The sequence below is a fragment of the Breznakia blatticola genome (assembly GCF_004365815.1).
Taxonomy (GTDB): Bacteria; Bacillota_I; Bacilli_A; order Erysipelotrichales; family Erysipelotrichaceae; genus Breznakia; species Breznakia blatticola.
This window is the reverse complement of the sequence record NZ_SODD01000002.1, coordinates 38,111-56,891: the sequence shown is the minus strand read 5'-3', so window position 1 is coordinate 56,891 and position 18,781 is coordinate 38,111. Positions and strand designations below refer to the sequence as shown.

The 18,781-nt window shown below is 32.4% G+C and carries 16 protein-coding genes; all 16 read right to left on the bottom strand.

Annotation, left to right across the window (positions count from 1 at the left end; genetic code table 11):
* Positions 1-38: 38 nt before the first annotated feature.
* The gene (locus EDD63_RS01070; RefSeq protein ID WP_134167599.1) at positions 39-884 is read right to left on the bottom strand and encodes an LCP family protein; all 846 of its coding nucleotides are present in this window, start codon (positions 882-884) and stop codon (positions 39-41) included.
* A 3-nt stretch (positions 885-887) separates the two neighbouring features.
* Positions 888-1,196, bottom strand: coding sequence for a thioredoxin (trxA, locus tag EDD63_RS01065; protein WP_134167597.1), 309 nt, complete (start codon positions 1,194-1,196; stop codon positions 888-890).
* Entirely contained in the window at positions 1,193-2,029 is an 837-nt protein-coding gene (locus tag EDD63_RS01060) for an HAD family hydrolase (protein ID WP_134167595.1), read from the bottom strand. The genes trxA and EDD63_RS01060 overlap by 4 nt, the downstream gene beginning before the upstream one ends.
* Positions 2,030-2,123: 94 nt before the next feature.
* The gene (gene nagB, locus EDD63_RS01055) at positions 2,124-2,840 is read right to left on the bottom strand and encodes a glucosamine-6-phosphate deaminase (RefSeq protein WP_134167593.1); all 717 of its coding nucleotides are present in this window, start codon (positions 2,838-2,840) and stop codon (positions 2,124-2,126) included.
* Between the two features lie 89 nt (positions 2,841-2,929).
* Positions 2,930-3,982 carry an HAAS signaling domain-containing protein gene (locus EDD63_RS01050; protein ID WP_134167591.1) on the bottom strand — a complete coding sequence of 351 codons (1,053 nt, stop codon included), beginning with the start codon at positions 3,980-3,982 and terminating at the stop codon, positions 2,930-2,932.
* Positions 3,963-4,307 (bottom strand): PadR family transcriptional regulator, encoded by a 345-nt coding sequence (locus EDD63_RS01045; protein ID WP_134167589.1) that lies wholly within the window; start codon positions 4,305-4,307, stop codon positions 3,963-3,965. The genes EDD63_RS01050 and EDD63_RS01045 overlap by 20 nt, the downstream gene beginning before the upstream one ends.
* Positions 4,308-4,417: 110 nt before the next feature.
* Positions 4,418-5,245 carry a tRNA 2-thiocytidine biosynthesis TtcA family protein gene (locus tag EDD63_RS01040; protein WP_134167587.1) on the bottom strand — a complete coding sequence of 276 codons (828 nt, stop codon included), beginning with the start codon at positions 5,243-5,245 and terminating at the stop codon, positions 4,418-4,420.
* A gap of 7 nt (positions 5,246-5,252) precedes the next feature.
* Positions 5,253-6,155, bottom strand: a complete 903-nt coding sequence (murB, locus tag EDD63_RS01035; RefSeq protein WP_134167584.1) for a UDP-N-acetylmuramate dehydrogenase — start codon at positions 6,153-6,155, stop codon at positions 5,253-5,255.
* A gap of 145 nt (positions 6,156-6,300) precedes the next feature.
* The gene (locus EDD63_RS01030) at positions 6,301-7,908 is read right to left on the bottom strand and encodes a glycosyl hydrolase (RefSeq protein ID WP_134167582.1); all 1,608 of its coding nucleotides are present in this window, start codon (positions 7,906-7,908) and stop codon (positions 6,301-6,303) included.
* Positions 7,895-11,779, bottom strand: coding sequence for a fibronectin type III domain-containing protein (locus EDD63_RS01025; RefSeq protein ID WP_134167579.1), 3,885 nt, complete (start codon positions 11,777-11,779; stop codon positions 7,895-7,897). The genes EDD63_RS01030 and EDD63_RS01025 overlap by 14 nt, the downstream gene beginning before the upstream one ends.
* 345 nt (positions 11,780-12,124) lie before the next feature.
* A complete protein-coding gene (locus tag EDD63_RS01020) occupies positions 12,125-14,374 on the bottom strand; it encodes a hypothetical protein (RefSeq protein ID WP_134167577.1) in 2,250 nt (749 codons plus the stop codon).
* A 13-nt stretch (positions 14,375-14,387) separates the two neighbouring features.
* Positions 14,388-15,212 (bottom strand): ABC transporter ATP-binding protein, encoded by an 825-nt coding sequence (locus EDD63_RS01015; RefSeq protein ID WP_166667498.1) that lies wholly within the window; start codon positions 15,210-15,212, stop codon positions 14,388-14,390.
* A 37-nt stretch (positions 15,213-15,249) separates the two neighbouring features.
* Positions 15,250-16,425 carry a hypothetical protein gene (locus EDD63_RS01010; RefSeq protein WP_134167573.1) on the bottom strand — a complete coding sequence of 392 codons (1,176 nt, stop codon included), beginning with the start codon at positions 16,423-16,425 and terminating at the stop codon, positions 15,250-15,252.
* Positions 16,426-16,700: 275 nt separating this feature from the next.
* Positions 16,701-17,585 carry an ROK family protein gene (locus EDD63_RS01005; protein ID WP_134167571.1) on the bottom strand — a complete coding sequence of 295 codons (885 nt, stop codon included), beginning with the start codon at positions 17,583-17,585 and terminating at the stop codon, positions 16,701-16,703.
* A 100-nt stretch (positions 17,586-17,685) separates the two neighbouring features.
* Positions 17,686-17,886 carry a hypothetical protein gene (locus tag EDD63_RS01000; protein ID WP_134167569.1) on the bottom strand — a complete coding sequence of 67 codons (201 nt, stop codon included), beginning with the start codon at positions 17,884-17,886 and terminating at the stop codon, positions 17,686-17,688.
* Between the two features lie 36 nt (positions 17,887-17,922).
* Positions 17,923-18,708, bottom strand: coding sequence for a pseudouridine synthase (locus tag EDD63_RS00995; protein WP_134167567.1), 786 nt, complete (start codon positions 18,706-18,708; stop codon positions 17,923-17,925).
* Positions 18,709-18,781: the final 73 nt, after the last annotated feature.

Here is an 18,781-nt window from a genome sequence, read left to right as displayed (position 1 = left end):
ACCGAAATGTGCGAAAACATCAAAAAAGTTGCAGGCTCTTATTCCTGCAACATTTCTTTTGTTTGTTCAAGCCATGTTTCATCTATATAGAAAAGCCATGATTCTTGTCCTGCATATGGCTCGTAAAATAAACCACCCACACCTTCAGCAACACTTTGATTTAAGCTAAATTCATGAAATGCCATATCTGCATATCCTGTAATATCCCACAAACCAAAGTCTGTATCCGATATTTTCGTGACATCTTGATAAAAGTTAAACATCTTTGGTACACCTGCACTTTTCACAGTCGATACCATAGCTTTAATCACTTCTTGTTGGCGTCCAGCTCTTGCAAAATCACTATCACTTTTTCTATGTCTAGCATAAGCTAACGCATTTTTACCATCCATATGTTCTTTGACACCTTCTGTGAAACAATAGCTATCTGCTTGATCGTTTTCATCTTGCTCGCAAAATGTTGCGGTTGGCGTCAAATCAATCCCATCAAGTGTATCCACTAAAGAAATCATCTTTGTGAAATCCACTTCTACATATTTATCTATTTTTATATCGAACAATAATTCTACTGTTTCGATAGTTCCCTCTATTCCTGCATATGCATGTGCATGATTTATTTTATCTTCACGTTCAACTGCTGGTATGTATACATATGAATCACGAGGAATGGAAATTAGATCCACTATTTTGTGATCCTTATTTACATGAGCAAGCAACAAGGAATCCGATCGTGAGACACTTTCTCCTTCTCTTGCATCAACTCCAACAATTAAAACATTAAGGTTTCCAGAAGTGGAAACCCTAACTTTATAAATTCCATACACGCATGCTACAAGAAGCAAGAAAACGATAAGTATTTTACCTATCCTTTTCATTACTTTCATATTTTATTTTCCTTTATTAATGAATTCGATTAATTGAGGTTTTGCTTGGAAACCTACAGTTGTCGCAAACTCTGTACCATTTTTAAATAATACTAATGTTGGAATTGACATAACATTATAGTTTTGCGCAATTGTTGGATCATTATCAACATTCAATTTGATAATTTTTACTTGATCTTGAAGTTCGTTTTGTACTTCTTCTAATACAGGTGTTTGCATTTTACATGGTCCACACCAGTCAGCATAAAAGTCAACTAATACTAATCCTTGTTCAATTTCTTTTTCAAAGTCACTACCTGATACAATTTTCATAATAATTCCTCCTCCTTATCATTGAAAAATTCTACGATTCCATCGCTATCATTACTCGCTGTTGTATAATTTGCGACATCTTTTACAATATCCATCGCATTGTCCATTGCCACTGAATATGTTACAACTTCCAACATTGACAAATCATTTTCACCATCGCCAAATACAACAACTTCATCTTCATTCCAATTGTTGATTTCCATCAACTTTTGTAACGCATGTCCTTTACTTACACCATCCGGCATAATTTCTAGCCACTCAGGTAAAGCACGACCCATCCAATAGTCATATTGGAATGTTTCGTCTTTTAATGTTTCCAATAAAGCTTCAATTTTATCGCTACGATTGTACACACAGATCTTATTAACTTTTTGTGTAACTTGATCAATTGAGTCAATAAAGAAGAACTCACGATTACGCATTCCCTCCATATTGCTATTTTGTGTAATATAGTATGATTCTTTGACACCCTCAGGCAACATAATAAAGACATCTTCATCCCCCATAATGAGGATTTCACAATGGTATTTTTGCAGGGTTCTTACAATTTCAGCAAGTTCTTCATCGTGCATTTTACGAATAATCTTATGACTATCATCTTTATAGTTATATAAAGCTACACCATTGGATTCAATAAGCATCCCGTTATGTTGCTCAAGTTGAATTGCTTCAGCTGCATCTTTCATACGACTTTTGGTTCTACCACTTGCCAATACAAGAGTGACACCTTTCTTCTCTGCAAGCCAATTCAATTTCTCTTTTGTTGGAATTGATACAATTTTATCACTTGTCAACAATGTACCATCCAAATCCATAACCACTGCTTTTACCATATTCGTATTATACCACCTATCATTATTTCATGCGAACGTAATGCCACAAAAGTTAATAAAAAAGGAAGTATTTTATAACTTCCCTAAACATATTTTATAATTTGCTTGCTGCTGCTTCATCAACAAATACGACACAGTCATCGTGTTTTTGTAAAATTGAAGCTGGCATATCTTCTGTGATTGGTCCATTTTTCATTGCAGCAACTGCATCAGCTTTTCCTTCACCTGTCGCAACAAGTAAGATTTTTTTCGCTTTCATGATTGTTGCAATACCCATTGTGATTGCTTTTTTAGGAACTAAGTCCATGTTTCCATCAAAGAAACGTGCATTATCTTCAATTGTTTTTTCTTGTAAATCGACAATGTGTGTTAATGAATCAAATGAAGTTCCTGGTTCATTAAATCCAATGTGTCCGTTACGTCCAATACCTAATACTTGGATATCTACTGAAACATCAGACATTGCTTTTTCATAAGCATCACAGTCGGCTTGTGTATCACCATAAGGTAGGTGTGTATTTGCTGGATTAATGTCAATGTGATCAAACAATTGTTTGTGCATAAATGTTTCGTAACTTTCTGGGTGATCTTTCGGAATCCCAACATATTCATCTAAGTTAAATGAACTTACATCTTTATAAGAAACATTTCCTGCTTTATAATCTGCGATCATTTCGTTGTATAATCCGATTGGACTTGAACCTGTTGCTAATCCTAAAACTGCATTTGGTTTATTTACAACAACATCTTTCATTACTTCATAAGCTTTTTTTGCTACTTCATTGCTATCTTTACATACGATAATTTTCATTTTCTTCATCCTCCACTATTTATGTATTGCATCCTTGCACAACAACTATAATATATTACTCATTTAAAAACAACCAACTGGCAAGAACTTTATGCAATTTGCTTATTTTTTGCACGATAGTACATGTATGTTTTAACAATTGCAATAGCAATACCTACACAAGCACCAATAATTGCAATCGTTGTGAAAACTAGGATAATCGAATTTTCAAACCCACGATTTCCAACACGCATAAATGCATTAAGATCTATATCATGTTTTGCAACATAGCTAAAAAATGTGTTACTAAAAATCTTAGGTTGTCCTAATATATATAGCCATGAAAATAATCCAACTACATGACTTATGATACTTACGATACAAACTTTGATATTCCAATGGCGATAGATTAGCTTCACAATAGATTCAACCATTGAGATTGCCATCATAATTACAAGCATGGGTACAAGTACACTAACAAATGATTTTGCAAATATTTCGGTTTGAAGTAAACCATCTTCATAAATTGCAACTTCGAAAGGTAAGTAATTACCAAAAATCAAAATCACAGCAACAATAAAGATCACACCAATAATTAATTCTGCAATAATATCTGCTAATGGAATAGACTTTGTTTTCTCTTTTGGAACTTCAGGTAAATCATCAACACTCCAATCCACTTCCCCTTTTTTTAGACTTGTTCTTTCATAAATAACAAATCCAACGGTTGTCCAAACTAATGCTTGTACAACTGCAGAAGCACTTAATCCAATCGCATGTCCAATAACTTTTTTAAAAACTAATGCTGCACTTAATGTTTGTTGATCAACAGCTAACACTTGGAAAACTCCTTGAATTGCACCAATGATTGCAAGTGCAATTGCCACAACTGGAATCACAATCTTCATAACATGAATATAGTCTTCATAGATTGCTGGTGATATTAAATATTTAGGTTTTTGTCGATACTCTTCAGCTAGTTTCGCAGGATTTCCCATGCTATACAGTACTTCTTTAATATTTTCGTCACTTGCATCATCTGCCAACATATCATAAATATTCGCTTCTAATTCTTTACACACATCTTCGCGTTCACTTTCTGGTAAACGTCGTACTACATCATACACATATCGTTCAATACGATTATTTTTCTTCTTGTTCATGAATAATTCCCTCCATACTTTGTTGCATCAAATTCCATTCGTTGACCAATTCTTGAAACAAGCGTTCTCCTTCACTACTGATCACATAGTATTTACGTGGTCGACTTTCACTTGTATCCCATTCATTTTGTAACACTCCTTGTTTGTCGAGTCTTCTTAAAAGTGGATACAGTGTATTTGCTTCAATCTCTATTCCTTTTTGTTTCAACGTTTGCAATAATTCATATCCGTATTGGGGTTTATGTAGACATCCCAATACTGCCATAATTAAACTTCCCCTACGTAATTCGGTAATATAACTTGCAAGTAAGTCTTTTGTACTCATAGTTTCACCTCACAATCACAGTATACTGTGTGACACACACTATTGTCAATAATACATTATTATAAATTTAAAATGAACACAAAAAAACTGCTAACAAAATTGCTAACAGTCTATTTATCATTATACGTATCTAGGAATGAAACTTCATGTTCATCATCATAATATGCAAGTACTTTATCTAGGTTTACATTACTCATACTATGAAAGATATTACTTTCAATGTATGGGTTACTTTGATGTAGTTCTTTAACCAATTGTTTCACTTCTTTTCTTTTACTACTATGCTCGTGATCCGCTTTTTCAATATCTTCCGTAAACCTGCATGCACATTGTAAGAACTCCATTCCTACATAATCTTTCCATGCAAGAATATCATCTTCTCTAACTAAATACAGTGGACGTATCAATTGCATCCCTTTAAAGTTTGTTGCGTGTAATTTTGGCATCATGGTACGCACTTCACCTGCATAAAACAGATTCATCAAAGTTGTTTCAATGACATCATCATAATGATGTCCCAATGCAATTTTATTGCATCCTAATTCTTTGGCAAAGCGATATAAATAGCCTCTACGCATTCTTGCACATAAGTAACATGGATTTTTCTCAATATGTTCGACAGACTCAAAAATCTTTGAATCAAAAATTTCAATTGGAATTTCTAAACGTTTCGCATTATGAACAATCATTTCTCTGTTTGCTGGTGAATACCCTGGATCCATCACTAAGTATTTTACTTCAAAAGGTATCGCACTAAAACGTGCTAAAAGTTGAAAGCACTTTGCCATAATCATGCTATCTTTTCCACCAGAAATACAAACTGCAATCACATCATGTTCTTCAATCAGTTTGTAATCACGTATTGCTTTCATAAATTTGGAAAAAACATCTTTACGATATGTTTTTAATAAACTATTATTCATCTCTTTTGCGTTCATAAAACTCCTATTTTAGTATTCGTACTTCTTCTTCTAAACATATTCCACTATGTTCTTTCACTGTTTTCTTAATGTGTTCAATTAGTTCAATGAACTCTTCATACGTTGCACCATCATGATTGACCACAAAACCTGCATGTTTATCTGATACCATCGCTCTTTTTAAGACAAAACCCTTTAAACCTGCTTCATCAATTAGTGCGCTAGCATATCCTCCAACGGGTCGTTTAAAAGTACTACCTGCACTTGGTTTATCTAATGGTTGTTTGCTTTGACGTTTTTCCCATAACTCATCCATACGTGCACGTATTGTATCTGCTTTTCCTGTTTCTAATTGAATCGAAATCTCTAAAACAATTTCAGGCGTACCACTCAAACGTGAGTGACGATAGGCAAATTCCATTTCTTCATTTGTATATTCATGAAAATTTCCGTCTTCATCAACCGTAATACATGTTGCAAGTACATCTTTTAGTTCTCCACCATAGGCTCCTGCATTCATAAAAGTCGCACCACCAACACTTGCTGGTATTCCATAGGCAAACTCTAAACCTGTAAGTACTTGATTATATGCGTACTCACAAACATCCCAAAGCATTGCACCTGCTTGTGCAAATACTTTTTGATTTTCATGCCAAATTTGATGCATATGTTTTTTCAAATAAATAATGATTCCATCATATCCATCATCACTCACTAATACATTACTTCCATTTCCTAAAATAAAATATGGAATATCACAAGCCTTTGCTTGTTGAATTAGCATTTTTACTTCCTCTTTTGAACGAGGTGCACAAAAAAATGTGGCATTTCCACCAATATGTAATGTTGTATATTCTTTTAAAGAAACTTGTTGTTCATAATCAAGATTATGTGCATCAAGATAGTTTTTAAATGTTTCTATTTGCATAATTTCATTCCTTATATATCGCTATCTTAATATAGATGATTTTCACTGTTTACGCAACGAAAAAGACTATTAATTCACATAACACGTATAATCACAAAAAAAGAATCAATACATTATAAATATATATGTACTGATTCTTGACGAATTAAAGTAATTCTCTTTTTCTTTTATATAATATGTATCCAACCAATAGCATACTACAACCCATTAATCCAACATAGAGTTCAAATTGAGTTGTATCTGCAGTCGATACTGATTTAGCATTTACATTATCATCTTTTGCAATTGCTGGTAGATTTATTTCATCTTGGATATCAGATGTAGAATGATCTTTATTTGGTTTTTGAGATTCTTGATCATCACTTGGTTTGTTTGGTTTATTTTCACTTGGTTCATCAACCTTTTTTACAGCTTTATATGCAAGTTGTAGACGGTTGCACATATCATCAATACGTACTTGCTCGCTAATTTCGACTTCCAAAGTAAAGGAAATTGCTTCTTGTAAGATCAACTCAAAATCACTAGTATTTACATAATTAGCATAATCGTCATTTGCTTTTAACTGCTGTGATTTTTCAATCCATGTCTCTAAATCTTTATAATATCCAATTTGGGTAAAATATGTATCACCTGTCATTGCACTACTATTTTTTGGATTACCTAACGATTTATAGAATTTACCTAGATTTGTGAGCGAACCATTTGCTTCATCATATAATGCAGTTGCTCCTCCTTGTTGGTCATTTATACCAAATGAGAACCATGCATATCGTTCCACATATGCTCTTTCATCCATACCACGAATTGTTGTTTCCATGTACTCTTTTGTATAACTTTCGTTTTCAAAGTTACCAGGACGATATCCACCCCAATCCGCAGCAAGGCTATATTCAGTTACCCATATTGGTTTTTTCCACTTTTCGTAAGCTTCATCAATTACCTCAAAAAGAAGATTGGCCATATTTGCATCTCCCCAATCAAAGTATACGTGAATTGGAATGAAATCAATCTCATCCATATCAATACCTTCTAAGTACTCTAAAAACCAAGCACTTTCCGTAGGTTTCCAAGTCACAACAGGAGCTCCAATGCGTAAGCCACTTTCCGTAAAATGATGTTGATATGCAATCGCTTCTTTGGGAGATAAATTTGCTTGGACTGCAAGATCTGGTTCATTAAATCCTAATACCGTATGATATGTACTAGACATTTCTTTCAACCACGTTTCACTACCTGTATAATTACTCCAAATCATTGGAATATAATCTAGCGTACTTGTTTCTGGCAAACTGGGTTCTTTATCCCAATTGTAATACCATGAAAGCTTTAAATCGTCTGGTTGTACACCTTTTGCGATTCCTAAACCTTTTTTTGAAACCGCAAAACTTCGTTGATTGGACAACAAGCGAAATGCATCATCACTAATTGCAATCACTTGAATCGTATGAACATTTACCTCAGTTGTATAATACTCAACTTTGTAGATATCTTTATCTTTATGAGGCAGTGTATCTACTAATGCACCATCAACATACACTTCATATGAGTCAATTGATAATTGTCCATCCTGCAAACCTTTAAAACTAATTTGAATAGGCCCAGCTGGCAACAATTGATCGACACTTGGTGTTATGATTGCTTCATGTTTCCATGCTTCTAAAGGATTGGTATCGTTTGTTTTTGCATGTACTTTACCAAATGGCAAAGTACATACAATACATAACACAATAAGTAGTAATTTAATCCTTTTCATGTTTTCTAATTCCTACGAATGCAATTAGTGCACCTAATAACATAACTCCATAGAAAATCACGTTTGTTTCATCACCTGTTTTTACTCCATCAGCTGCGATTGATGGTAGTTTTGTTGTATCTTTTGGATTTACAGGATCTTTTGGATCTACAGGGTCTTTTGGATCTACAGGGTCTTTTGGATCCACAGGTTTTGATGTATCTACAACTAATTGATCAATTGCCGCACGCAACACTGGTACCATTGCATCCACATCGGCTTGCACTGCCCAGTCTTCACCTTTTTCAATATATAGTTCATGTGCAGCAGTAAACGCTTCTTCAAATATTGCCCATGTTTCTGAAGTATATGTACCATTTATGGCTTTTGCTTCTTCATATACTTTTGCAAGTTCACTTAAATCTACATCACCTGCATCATTCATCGGTTGCGTACCTTCTACGGTAATGATTTTTCCATCTTTATGGCTGAATGTATTAGCAATTCCATCTTTGTAGTTTAAAAGGAATACACGACGCCATCCATATCCAAACGTATTTGTTTTTTCGTCAAACCCGCTACTTACTTCATCACCAACATTATTTACAATATGGTTGATTTTCTGTAGGACTCCGCCATCTTTCCATTCTTTAGCAAATGATTGCATACATGCATTTTCAATAAGTACACCCGGTTTGTTTGGAACTTCAATTCCACTATCCAATTGAATTTGCACCTCACTTGAATCATATGTTGGTCCTGTGAAAATAAATACATTATAAATACCTAAACCAACTGCATAGTGATTGTTTACTTTGTTAGCAACTTTATATGATGCATATCCATTGGTTGTTCCTTTGTGGTTCGTCCATGCATCTTGACTGATTGGATCATACGCCGTTTCGTTTTGATAGAAGTATGTCGCTCCATTTTCACCATTCCAAAGTGTCGTATACTTTTGGAAATGTTCATTGAATAGTGCATAACATGTTACATTATCACCGTTTACAATTAATCCATGATTTGATTCATTTCCATCCCATGCCACACCTGCACCGTGATCTGCACGCCAAATCCAGAAATGATCACCGATCACATGATCACTATTGATAATTAATGCATCATCAGCTTTCGTAAGTTGATCTGTAGTACCTCCAACACGGAAGAATAAATCAGCTAATAGTGTAGGTTGATCTTCATGACTTGTATGTTTTCCTTCTTCTCCAACAACTAACAGTGTTTTCGAATGTGCTCCTGCATCAAAAATAAGACCAGCAACTGTTAAATTATCAACATCTGCTAAACGCATAGCTCCATCTTCATTATCAGGAATAATTGACGCCATACCCGTACCTAATACAATTGTATCTTTCTTGTTTACTTCAATTACTTCTTCAGCATGATATACACCTGGTGTAAAAAATACATGGTTTCCACTTTCTAATTTTTCATTAATTGTACTTGCAGAATCACCTTCTTTTGCGACATAGAATTCATCGATTGAAACGATTTCTCCTTCACCCATATTATCTTTTTTCCAACTTGTTCCTTTGTATTCTTTTTTGATTGATGGAACAAATACTTTATATTCTCCATCATCATCTAAGAACAAGAATGGTTTTTCACGTATAATTGGCGTTTCACTAATATTCGTATCAACGCTTTGTGCAAGTTTTCCATCTGTCCCAATAAATGTATTTTGCCAGTTTGTATATCCATTTTGGTTCATCAATTCAACACCTTCATTAACACCATCACGTACCAAGTTTGGTGCGATTACACCTTGATAGAATGCATTTAGTGTAGTTCCAAACACATTTCCAGCCAGTTGTGTATTACGTGTATAGAATTGTTGTCCTGACCAAGTTCCTGCTGAATTTCCTTCGTTATCAACTCCAGTAATATAACTATCTGCAGTATATCCTCCACTTGCCCATCCATAGTTCCAGTCATAGTTCACTGGTCTTTCTGAATAGATTCGACGTAATGGTGCTGCCTGTGCAACTGCCCAGTTAAATGAACCAGGACGATACGAACCAAACGCGGATGTATTATCACTTGTTTTTATAATCGAAATATTTTCCATAGAGCGCCAGAAGTTACAAGTTGCATTATCCGCACTCAAGTATGATGGAATTTCAACATTTGTCAGTTTCACATCATATGGCGTTTTTCCTAGACCACCAATGTGTGTATAGAAACCTAATGCCATTGGTTTTGTATCAGTGTAATCACCAGGTTTGAAATATAGTGCATAACGATTTTCGTTAAACTGCGCATCTGCTTGAATATCATTTTGCTTAATAAATACTTCATTTACAACTTCATCAATCTTCTTTGCATCATCTGTTTCTGCAAAGAAGATCATATGCTCACCAAATAACGTTTTTTCAAGTGCACCATATGAATCCGACATGTCAGATGTTCCATTTTCATTTACTGCAACAACTTTGTAGTAGTTACTGTATTTATCTGCATTCGGTGTTTTGTCAACATAACTTGTTGAAGTTGAAGAACCAATATATGTATATCCATCTTTATCAAATGCACTTCTTGCTCTATATACTTCGTATGAAGTTGCACTATCAACTGCATTCCAAGTTACTTTCGTTTCATTTGAAGATTCTTTAGCTTGTACATTCGTCACATTTACAGGTCTTGGTCCATTTTTTGTTTGAACAGTTGTCGCAACTGATGCAAAATTGTCACTTTCATTATTGATTACAGTACGAACTTCAATGTTGTATTCCGTTCCTGCTTTAACTCCTTCAATCATAACCGATGTATCTGCAGTATTTACTGTGATTGTATCTAAACCAGTACCTAAATCTTTAGGTGTTACGATTACTTGATAACCAGAATAAATTGGTGAACTTTCAGGTTTATCAAAACTAACCGTAAATTTATCATGATTCACATCTTTGGCAACTAAATTATCTACTTTCTTTGGACGTATAACAGAATGAGCGATGAAACGATCGTTTTGTCCTGATACTGCTCCATCAACTATCATTTTCCCATTAATTACAGTAATCAATTTATTTGAGTCAGATGCATAGAATGATACTGTTCCATCACCATTTGGTTTAACAATTATCGATTCCCATCCACTAGCAGTATTACCATTAATTTGTTTTACTTCGCTTATACCTCCCGATTGCCAACGTAACGTTGAATTATTTTTTGAAATGAAGTTCATAACCTCATTACCATTGAACTCCCCATATACTGTATCAAAACGCATTGTATCAGGAATTAAATCATTTTCTTTTTCTCCATCTACCATTACAGGGTTGTTAAGTACACCATCAGAACGAACATATTTTTGTGTTTCTACGTGTTCGAAATACACACTAACATCATCATATTTATTCTTTACGATATAAAATGTCGCTGCGTTGTTAATATCTGTACTACCAACAACTAATGTTTCATTTTCAATCGCAAGGTATGCATTTGCATAAGTCTTAATACGTATAATATTTGTATCAACACTATCTGTTTCGATTTTAAAACCTTCCCAGCTTCCTGCATGAATTCCAGTTTGAAAACCTCCATTAGCTAACAAATTCGAACCATCCGCTTTCCAAACCTTGTTTGTTTCTGCATTTTGAAACTGAACGATTTGCAATTCTTCGTTTTCAATTATTTGAAATAATGCAGCTTTCTTTAAGTCATTACCTTCTTTTTCATCTTCTGTAGCCATAACTTTAGAACCATCATCATTTACAGTCAATATTTTTCCGCTATCAACTGAAACTAGATATGAGAAAGCATCATTTTGTTTGTAATCATCAAAATCAATCGTTGACTCTTTTTTTAACGCGCTCACTGGATTAACAAATGATACGAGTAAAAATACAGTCAAAAAACTTAACATAATTTTCTTCATTTTTTCCCTCTCTTATTTAAACATTCACACATTATTTTCTATTTTTTATCGAGGCCCTATTCGTAAAAAATAGATCTTATACATCGACTACGTCATAAAATTTGTATAAGTTTGTCTTCAATTCGATATCTTTTGAATACGCTTACATAATAGCAATATATTTTTTCGAAATCCTAAAATTGTCACTTTATAAAACAAAATAATGATTATGTAATTTGTCACGTAAAAAAAACAAAAGGGTAAAATACACCTTTTGTTCAATGTTTATGGTTGTTTTATTTAAATTTGCTTATACATTTTTTGAATTATTAACTTCGTACATATTCCTTACAAATGTATTTTTTGTTAAAGAGAATAGTTCTTTTGCGCTAGCTTAAATGAAATGATACGAATCAAAACATAAGCTATTAGATACATTCCTCCTATACCAAAAATCGATGTGTGAAGAATTATGTTTCCTGATAACAAATGAATTAAAGATATATATTGAAAACCTTCTAATCCTATCTGAGCAAGCATGAATGGAAGTAATACAAGAATAAACATAATAGTAATTGTATTTTTTCTACTTCGAAGAACTTGAGAAAACACTAAGACGATTTCAAGTACTGTAAATAAAACTAATAAACGAAATATTTGTAAATACAAGAAATTTATCAGTAAAGGCACTTGTAGATACATTGGATCGTAAATTTTCACTGTAGTATCTAATCGAAAAATCGATATAGTATCATTCAACCATCCACTCATCGGATACTTTAACACAAATAAAACAAAAGAGATACAAAACAGCAAGAATGCAATTATTAAACTCTCAAGATAACCAATACGTCTTTGCGTGTCTAACCTGCGTTTTTTTCCGTAGAGTGTTAGTTTATACAAATTTTCCTGTTTTGCACTTTTGTCAATTGAATATAGTCCTGAAAAAAGTAAGACAGCAATAAGTACAAACCATGTACCATACATCATATCTCTACTATATGTATTCAAAGAAAATACAGCTTGATACCCAGTTGGATATACAATTGTCGTTCCTATAATATTCGAGTAATCACTATAAAAATTCTCAAATGCTCGATTTTCCATTAAACTAAAAATATAAGCATCTTCTATTTGTTGAAATTCTTCATGAGTTAGTAAGCCCTTTTCATAATCTGAACTTGATTTTTGGAACATAATACTTTCGTTCTCAATTGCCGTTTTCTTTTCTTCAATTTTCTTTATCTTTTTGTTGGAAAGATTACCACCGTATATTTGATACTGTTCCTCTGCAGAAGAAAAATTCACTTGATTCATTTTATCGAAAAAACCATATGATATATACAGGCAAAAACAAATGGAAACAATTATAATAAATAAGCCTTTTCCATTAATAAACTGCTTATAGAATTCATGATTTTTCAGACTTACATGTTTTCCTCGTGTATTAGGTTTATGTCTTGTTATTGTTTTAGTAGAATTAATCCATCCTTTGCTATAGACATAAATAGCGCTCATTGTAACTACAAGAAGTATTATCATGCATAGTATAAAAATTTGCCATTCCTTCATTTGAATCCCAAACAGGCTTTGCATTCCAAATTCATTTATTAATGTTTCGAAATAAGCAAGATTAAAAATATTCCACTTTCTTAGTATGCTTAAACTTGAGTAATCAGACAAGGCTTGCAAAAAGAAAAACTCAAGCAAACAAAATAGACATATCACAATAGAGGTACGCAAATCACTTCTTAATAAGGATAGTAACAAGTAATACACACTAATAAATCCTATAATAAGAAAAATTTGCTTACCAACGCATAAAAATATACCTGCGAGTATTGATATATTATATGGTGATTCATAAAAAATGGGTATACTTTGTATATTTGCTAACATATCTGGCAAACCATATATAATTGAGTTTATAACAAGTAAGAATACACAAAATACAATTATAGTGGATATTGAAATACATGAAATCGCTAAAAACTTCGCTTTATATAACGAGAATTTTCCTTTTTTCGATAAATAACTTATTCCAGCTGTATTGGATTCTTGTTCAAAATTATTAAGTATATATATCGCATATATTGAAACGAAAACAGCTAAAACAAAAACAATATATTGTTTCGAACTCGCTTCTATTGCAAGATAGTTTACGATTTTAACATTATCCTTCTCTATATTTTCATACGATGCTTTGGTTTGTTGTTCTAAATCTGACTGTATAATTCCAGATTGATATTTCTCATAATTACCTATATTTTCAACATAATGCAATGCATCACTCACTAATATGTAAGCTTCTTCATCTGATATTCCATATCTATTGTTGACAGTATTTTCATTAGCACTAGTTGGAATTTCATTCTCGGAATTTGTTTGCAAACTATTTTGTAAATCTTTTTCTAGAGTAACAAGTTTTTGATATGTTTCTTCATATGATGGACTGTTTAGCAGCATTTCATTATACTGTTTGTGATATGAATATATATTCGTAGAAGAGCTTGTTGAAAATGCAAAAAAGATTAAAAAGACAACACATAAAATCAAACACATTAAAAAACTTTTCTTAGATATTATTTTTTTCAGTTCGTAGAATACTAATTTCATGAGTTTCTCTTTTCTAAGTTAAGTAATATAAGTATACTTCTTCCAAACTAGGAATCGCTTGTGTTTGTTTTGTAGCTTCTTCTTTTAAATAACGGATAAACATTCCTTCTCGCAATTTAGAAACACTTGATATTTTATACTTATTACGATACTCAGGTAAATCTGATTCATTAATCATTTTTTCATGTACATACGGTTTTATTGATTGAATAAGTTCTTCAGGTTTACCGTTTTTAACTACTTTTCCATCTCTAATCAGAATTATTGAATTTGCAATTGATTCAATATCTTGCATAACATGAGTTGCTATAATAACTATTCTCCCATCACTTATTTCGGAAATATAGTTCCGTAAATTGATTCTTTCAAACGGATCTAGTCCTGCAGTTGGTTCATCCAAAATAATAATTTTTGGATTAGATAAAAGTGCTTGTATGAACAAAAGTCTTTGTTTCATACCACCCGAATATGTTTTGATCTTTCTATGAATTACATTCTCAAGATTCACTCTCTTTACCAAACGGTTTATTTGTGTGGTCGCATCCTCTTTTAATAACCCCTTTAGAGTAGCTATATAATACAAAAATCTAATACCGGTAAAATCATCAAAACCATCAATATTTTGCGGCATCAATCCGATAGAGTTTTGATATTCTGTATATTTTTGATTTACTTCTTTTTCATTGAAAGTAATTGTTCCAGATGTTTGCTTAATTAATGTTGTAATGCAGTTAATCAATGTGCTTTTTCCAGATCCATTTGGACCGATCAATCCATATACACCATCTTCTAAATCTAAATTCACTTCATTCAATGCTTGAACATCTCCAAATTTCATGCTCACATTTTTTACTATCAACTTCATATACGATACTCTACTTTCCTAAATCGCGTAAATTGGTGAACTTACTATTTTCAATACGTAATTCTTTATATCCTACAATTCGATACGAACCGTCTGGTTGATACTCAGCAATTCCGAAAGTAAAAGTTGAATCAATAAATATATCACCTGTTCGATACTCTTTTGGTCTAGCAAAAGTATCTAAAATGTTTCCTTTGGAATCGAATAGTACATAATTCAAATTTCCAAGGGAATCTTCAATATAATCGCTGTAAATATACAATCCACTTTTTGGATCAGCAAACACATATCCCCAACTGTCTGATAATTTTACTTTATCCTTTGTTTTCGAGTCACAGTAAAATGTTTGATTTCCAATCATTTCAATTGTAAATTGCGAATTATAATACAAGAGCATCAAATCAACATCTCTTACAAATTTTAATTCTTTCTTTTCTATATTAATTTCAAATAATGCTGATGAGTAAAATTTATCAGCTTTTTTATAATTATTTGCATTTATGTAAATTTTACCTTCATTTGTGAATAAGTTATTAAAAATAGCAGTTTTTTGATTTTCTATCGTAGTCCATTCCCATGATTCTAAGTTAACTATTCCAATTTCTCCTCCACTCACATAAATCATATATCCCATTGTAAAATACGGTATAAAATCAATATTTTTAGATGATATTTCTTTCGTAAACACTTCTTTACGATTCTTACCATACATATCCATTTCAATCAAAATATAAGTATACATATCCGTTTCAACATCAAACTCTGCGTAGGTTTCATACAATTTATTGTTATAATAACTTAAATAGTCATAAGTCTCGCTAATAAAACTACTGCAGTTTTCTGGGTTATCAAAGTTACAATTTTTTGTTTTTTCTGAATTCACAATTTCAAATTCATCATTCTCACTATTATATTGAGAAAAAACTGATCCCTTGTAACCTCCTTCTTTGTCATTGAAACGATTTATAAAATAATAGCCATCCTTTGTTTGAACACCACTACTTATCATACTATTAAATGGCGTATCTAATGATTCATATGTACGTTCAAATCCCCAAATTGATGAGTCAACACTCGTTTTACTAATTTCATTTGTTTCCTTGCTTGATGAGCATGAAGTGCATATCAAAAGCATTACTGCCAGTATACATACACTCAACTTCTTTGTGATTACTTCTATTTTCATACAAAATCCATCCTTTTAACAATTTTAACACATTGCTTATATTATGTAAAAAACGAAGAGTTTCACATTGACGCTTTTATATTTTTTCTATTATACTCATTTTCATTTTTTAAAAAAACACAAGAGTATCTACAAAATAGTCTTCATATTTTAGTAAAAATTGCTTTATTTAAAAAAACGCTATCAACTATAATTAATAGATGATTTTATACTCTGAAACATAAAAAAAGTAATTCATCTATCTACTAACTCTTGTGAATTACTTTATGTTTTATTTAACAGACATAGTTCCTTACAAAAATTGCTGCACCTAGCAAATTTGCATCATTGTGAAATTTACAGGTTGTTATTGTTGGATGGAATGCTGACTTAAAATGAAAGGATACTTTATTGTTGTATACATCAAGTAATGTATCTAAAAACCATGGAGCTTCAGATATTCCACCCCCAATACAAATCACCTCTGGATTATACACAACATTTATTGCATGTAGACCCAATGTGATGTTTGCACACCACCACTCAACTGCTTGGATTGCATATGGATTTTTTGCAATAAATTGTTCGCTTACGTCTTTGCCGTATTTGACATCTTCATTATCAAGCGCATTATACTTTTGAATTAAACCTGGAACACCTGCGTGTTCAACTAATACTTCTATTTCATTTGTCTTCTCATTAATTCCAACAGGTAAGTTAGATAACTCTCCTGCTGCACCATCAAAACCAGTAATTACACCTCGATCATCACATAGACATCCACCAATGCCAGTTCCAATAATAAAGTATGCAGAACTTTTTGCACCTTTTCCATTTCCGATTTGCGATTCACAGTACCCTGCTGCTTTTGCATCATTAATCGTTGCTACTGGTTTTTGTAGACGTTTTGCAATCTCATTTGTGACATTGGTTTGATACATGATAATTGCATTACCACCAGCTTTAGTTGTTACTACTCCATCATCACTTAGCACACCAGGTGCACTAATACCTACCAAGCCATATTCACAATCGAATCCACTGCAAATATCATCATAAAACTCATCTGCACTTTTGCATGCTTTCGTTTCTTTTTTCCATGTATGAACCAGTTGATTATTGTCATCAACTAGACCATACTTTACAAAGGTTCCACCTATATCAATTGCTAATACATTCATTCATAATCTCCTTGTTTGTTTCACATATCATAGCAACAAATACGAAAAATGTCCTATAAATATAGGCAAATAAAACAAGATTGCTTCTTTGTGACAAAACTTACATCTCGTTTATTTTTTCATCGAGTAAAGCAACAGAAATTTGAAATGCTTCAACTCTACGCTTAGCAAGTGTAATTTGTGACTTATAACGTTTTTCTTCTTGCTTTGCTTCCAAGGTTTTAACAACCTCACTTGTTTTATGAATCAAAGAAAGTAATTGCTTCTTTGCTTCTTGTAATTGATCAATTGTATATTCCATAATTCTCCTTTCATTTGAAAAAAAGCCTTTTTGGCTTTATTTTTGTAATTGTTGATTCATGATATTTAGTTCATCTTCACTAAGATATCTCCACATACCTTCTGGTAAATTGGCAATTTTAATATTCATAATGCGTATACGTTGTAAGGCATCAACATGATATCCAAGTGCTGTACACATGCGACGAATCTGCCGATTCATCCCTTCACTAATAATTAGTGAAAATATATGTGTACTCAGTTGTTTTACTTTAGCAGGTTTTGTTGTTTGATGTGCATTCGTAACTGCATTATAAATCGTAACTCCACTTGCCATTTTATCTAAAAAATCCTTCTTTATTTTACGATTCACTTGCACAATATACTCTTTCTCATGCGCATGTTCTGAACGTAAAATTTTATTTACAATATCTCCATCATTGGTTAATAAAATCAAACCGGTTGTATCCTTATCCAACCTTCCAATTGGAAAAATTGGTGTTTCATAATTCATATAATCAACGATATTCGTTGCATCTTTTTTGTCTGTAGTACATGTGATTCCTTTTGGTTTATGTAAAGCGATATAAACAAGTTTACTAGTTGGTTGTATGATAGTTCCGTTAACTGTAACTTTTTGTGAATTTTGTACTTTACTTCCCATTGTTGCTGTAATTCCATCAATTTTTACAAGTCCTTGTTCAATTAATTTATCCGCTTCTCTACGCGAACAATATCCAGAACTACTAATATATTTATTCAAACGTATGGCATCTTTTATCTCATGTTGAATCAGTTTTTGATTAACTTGTTTTTCTTTTCCAAACTGTGTTGCATGCTTCATGAATCATCCTCTATATTTCATTCTTATGTATTATACCATTGAATATATTTGCTGCATACTATACAAGACTAAA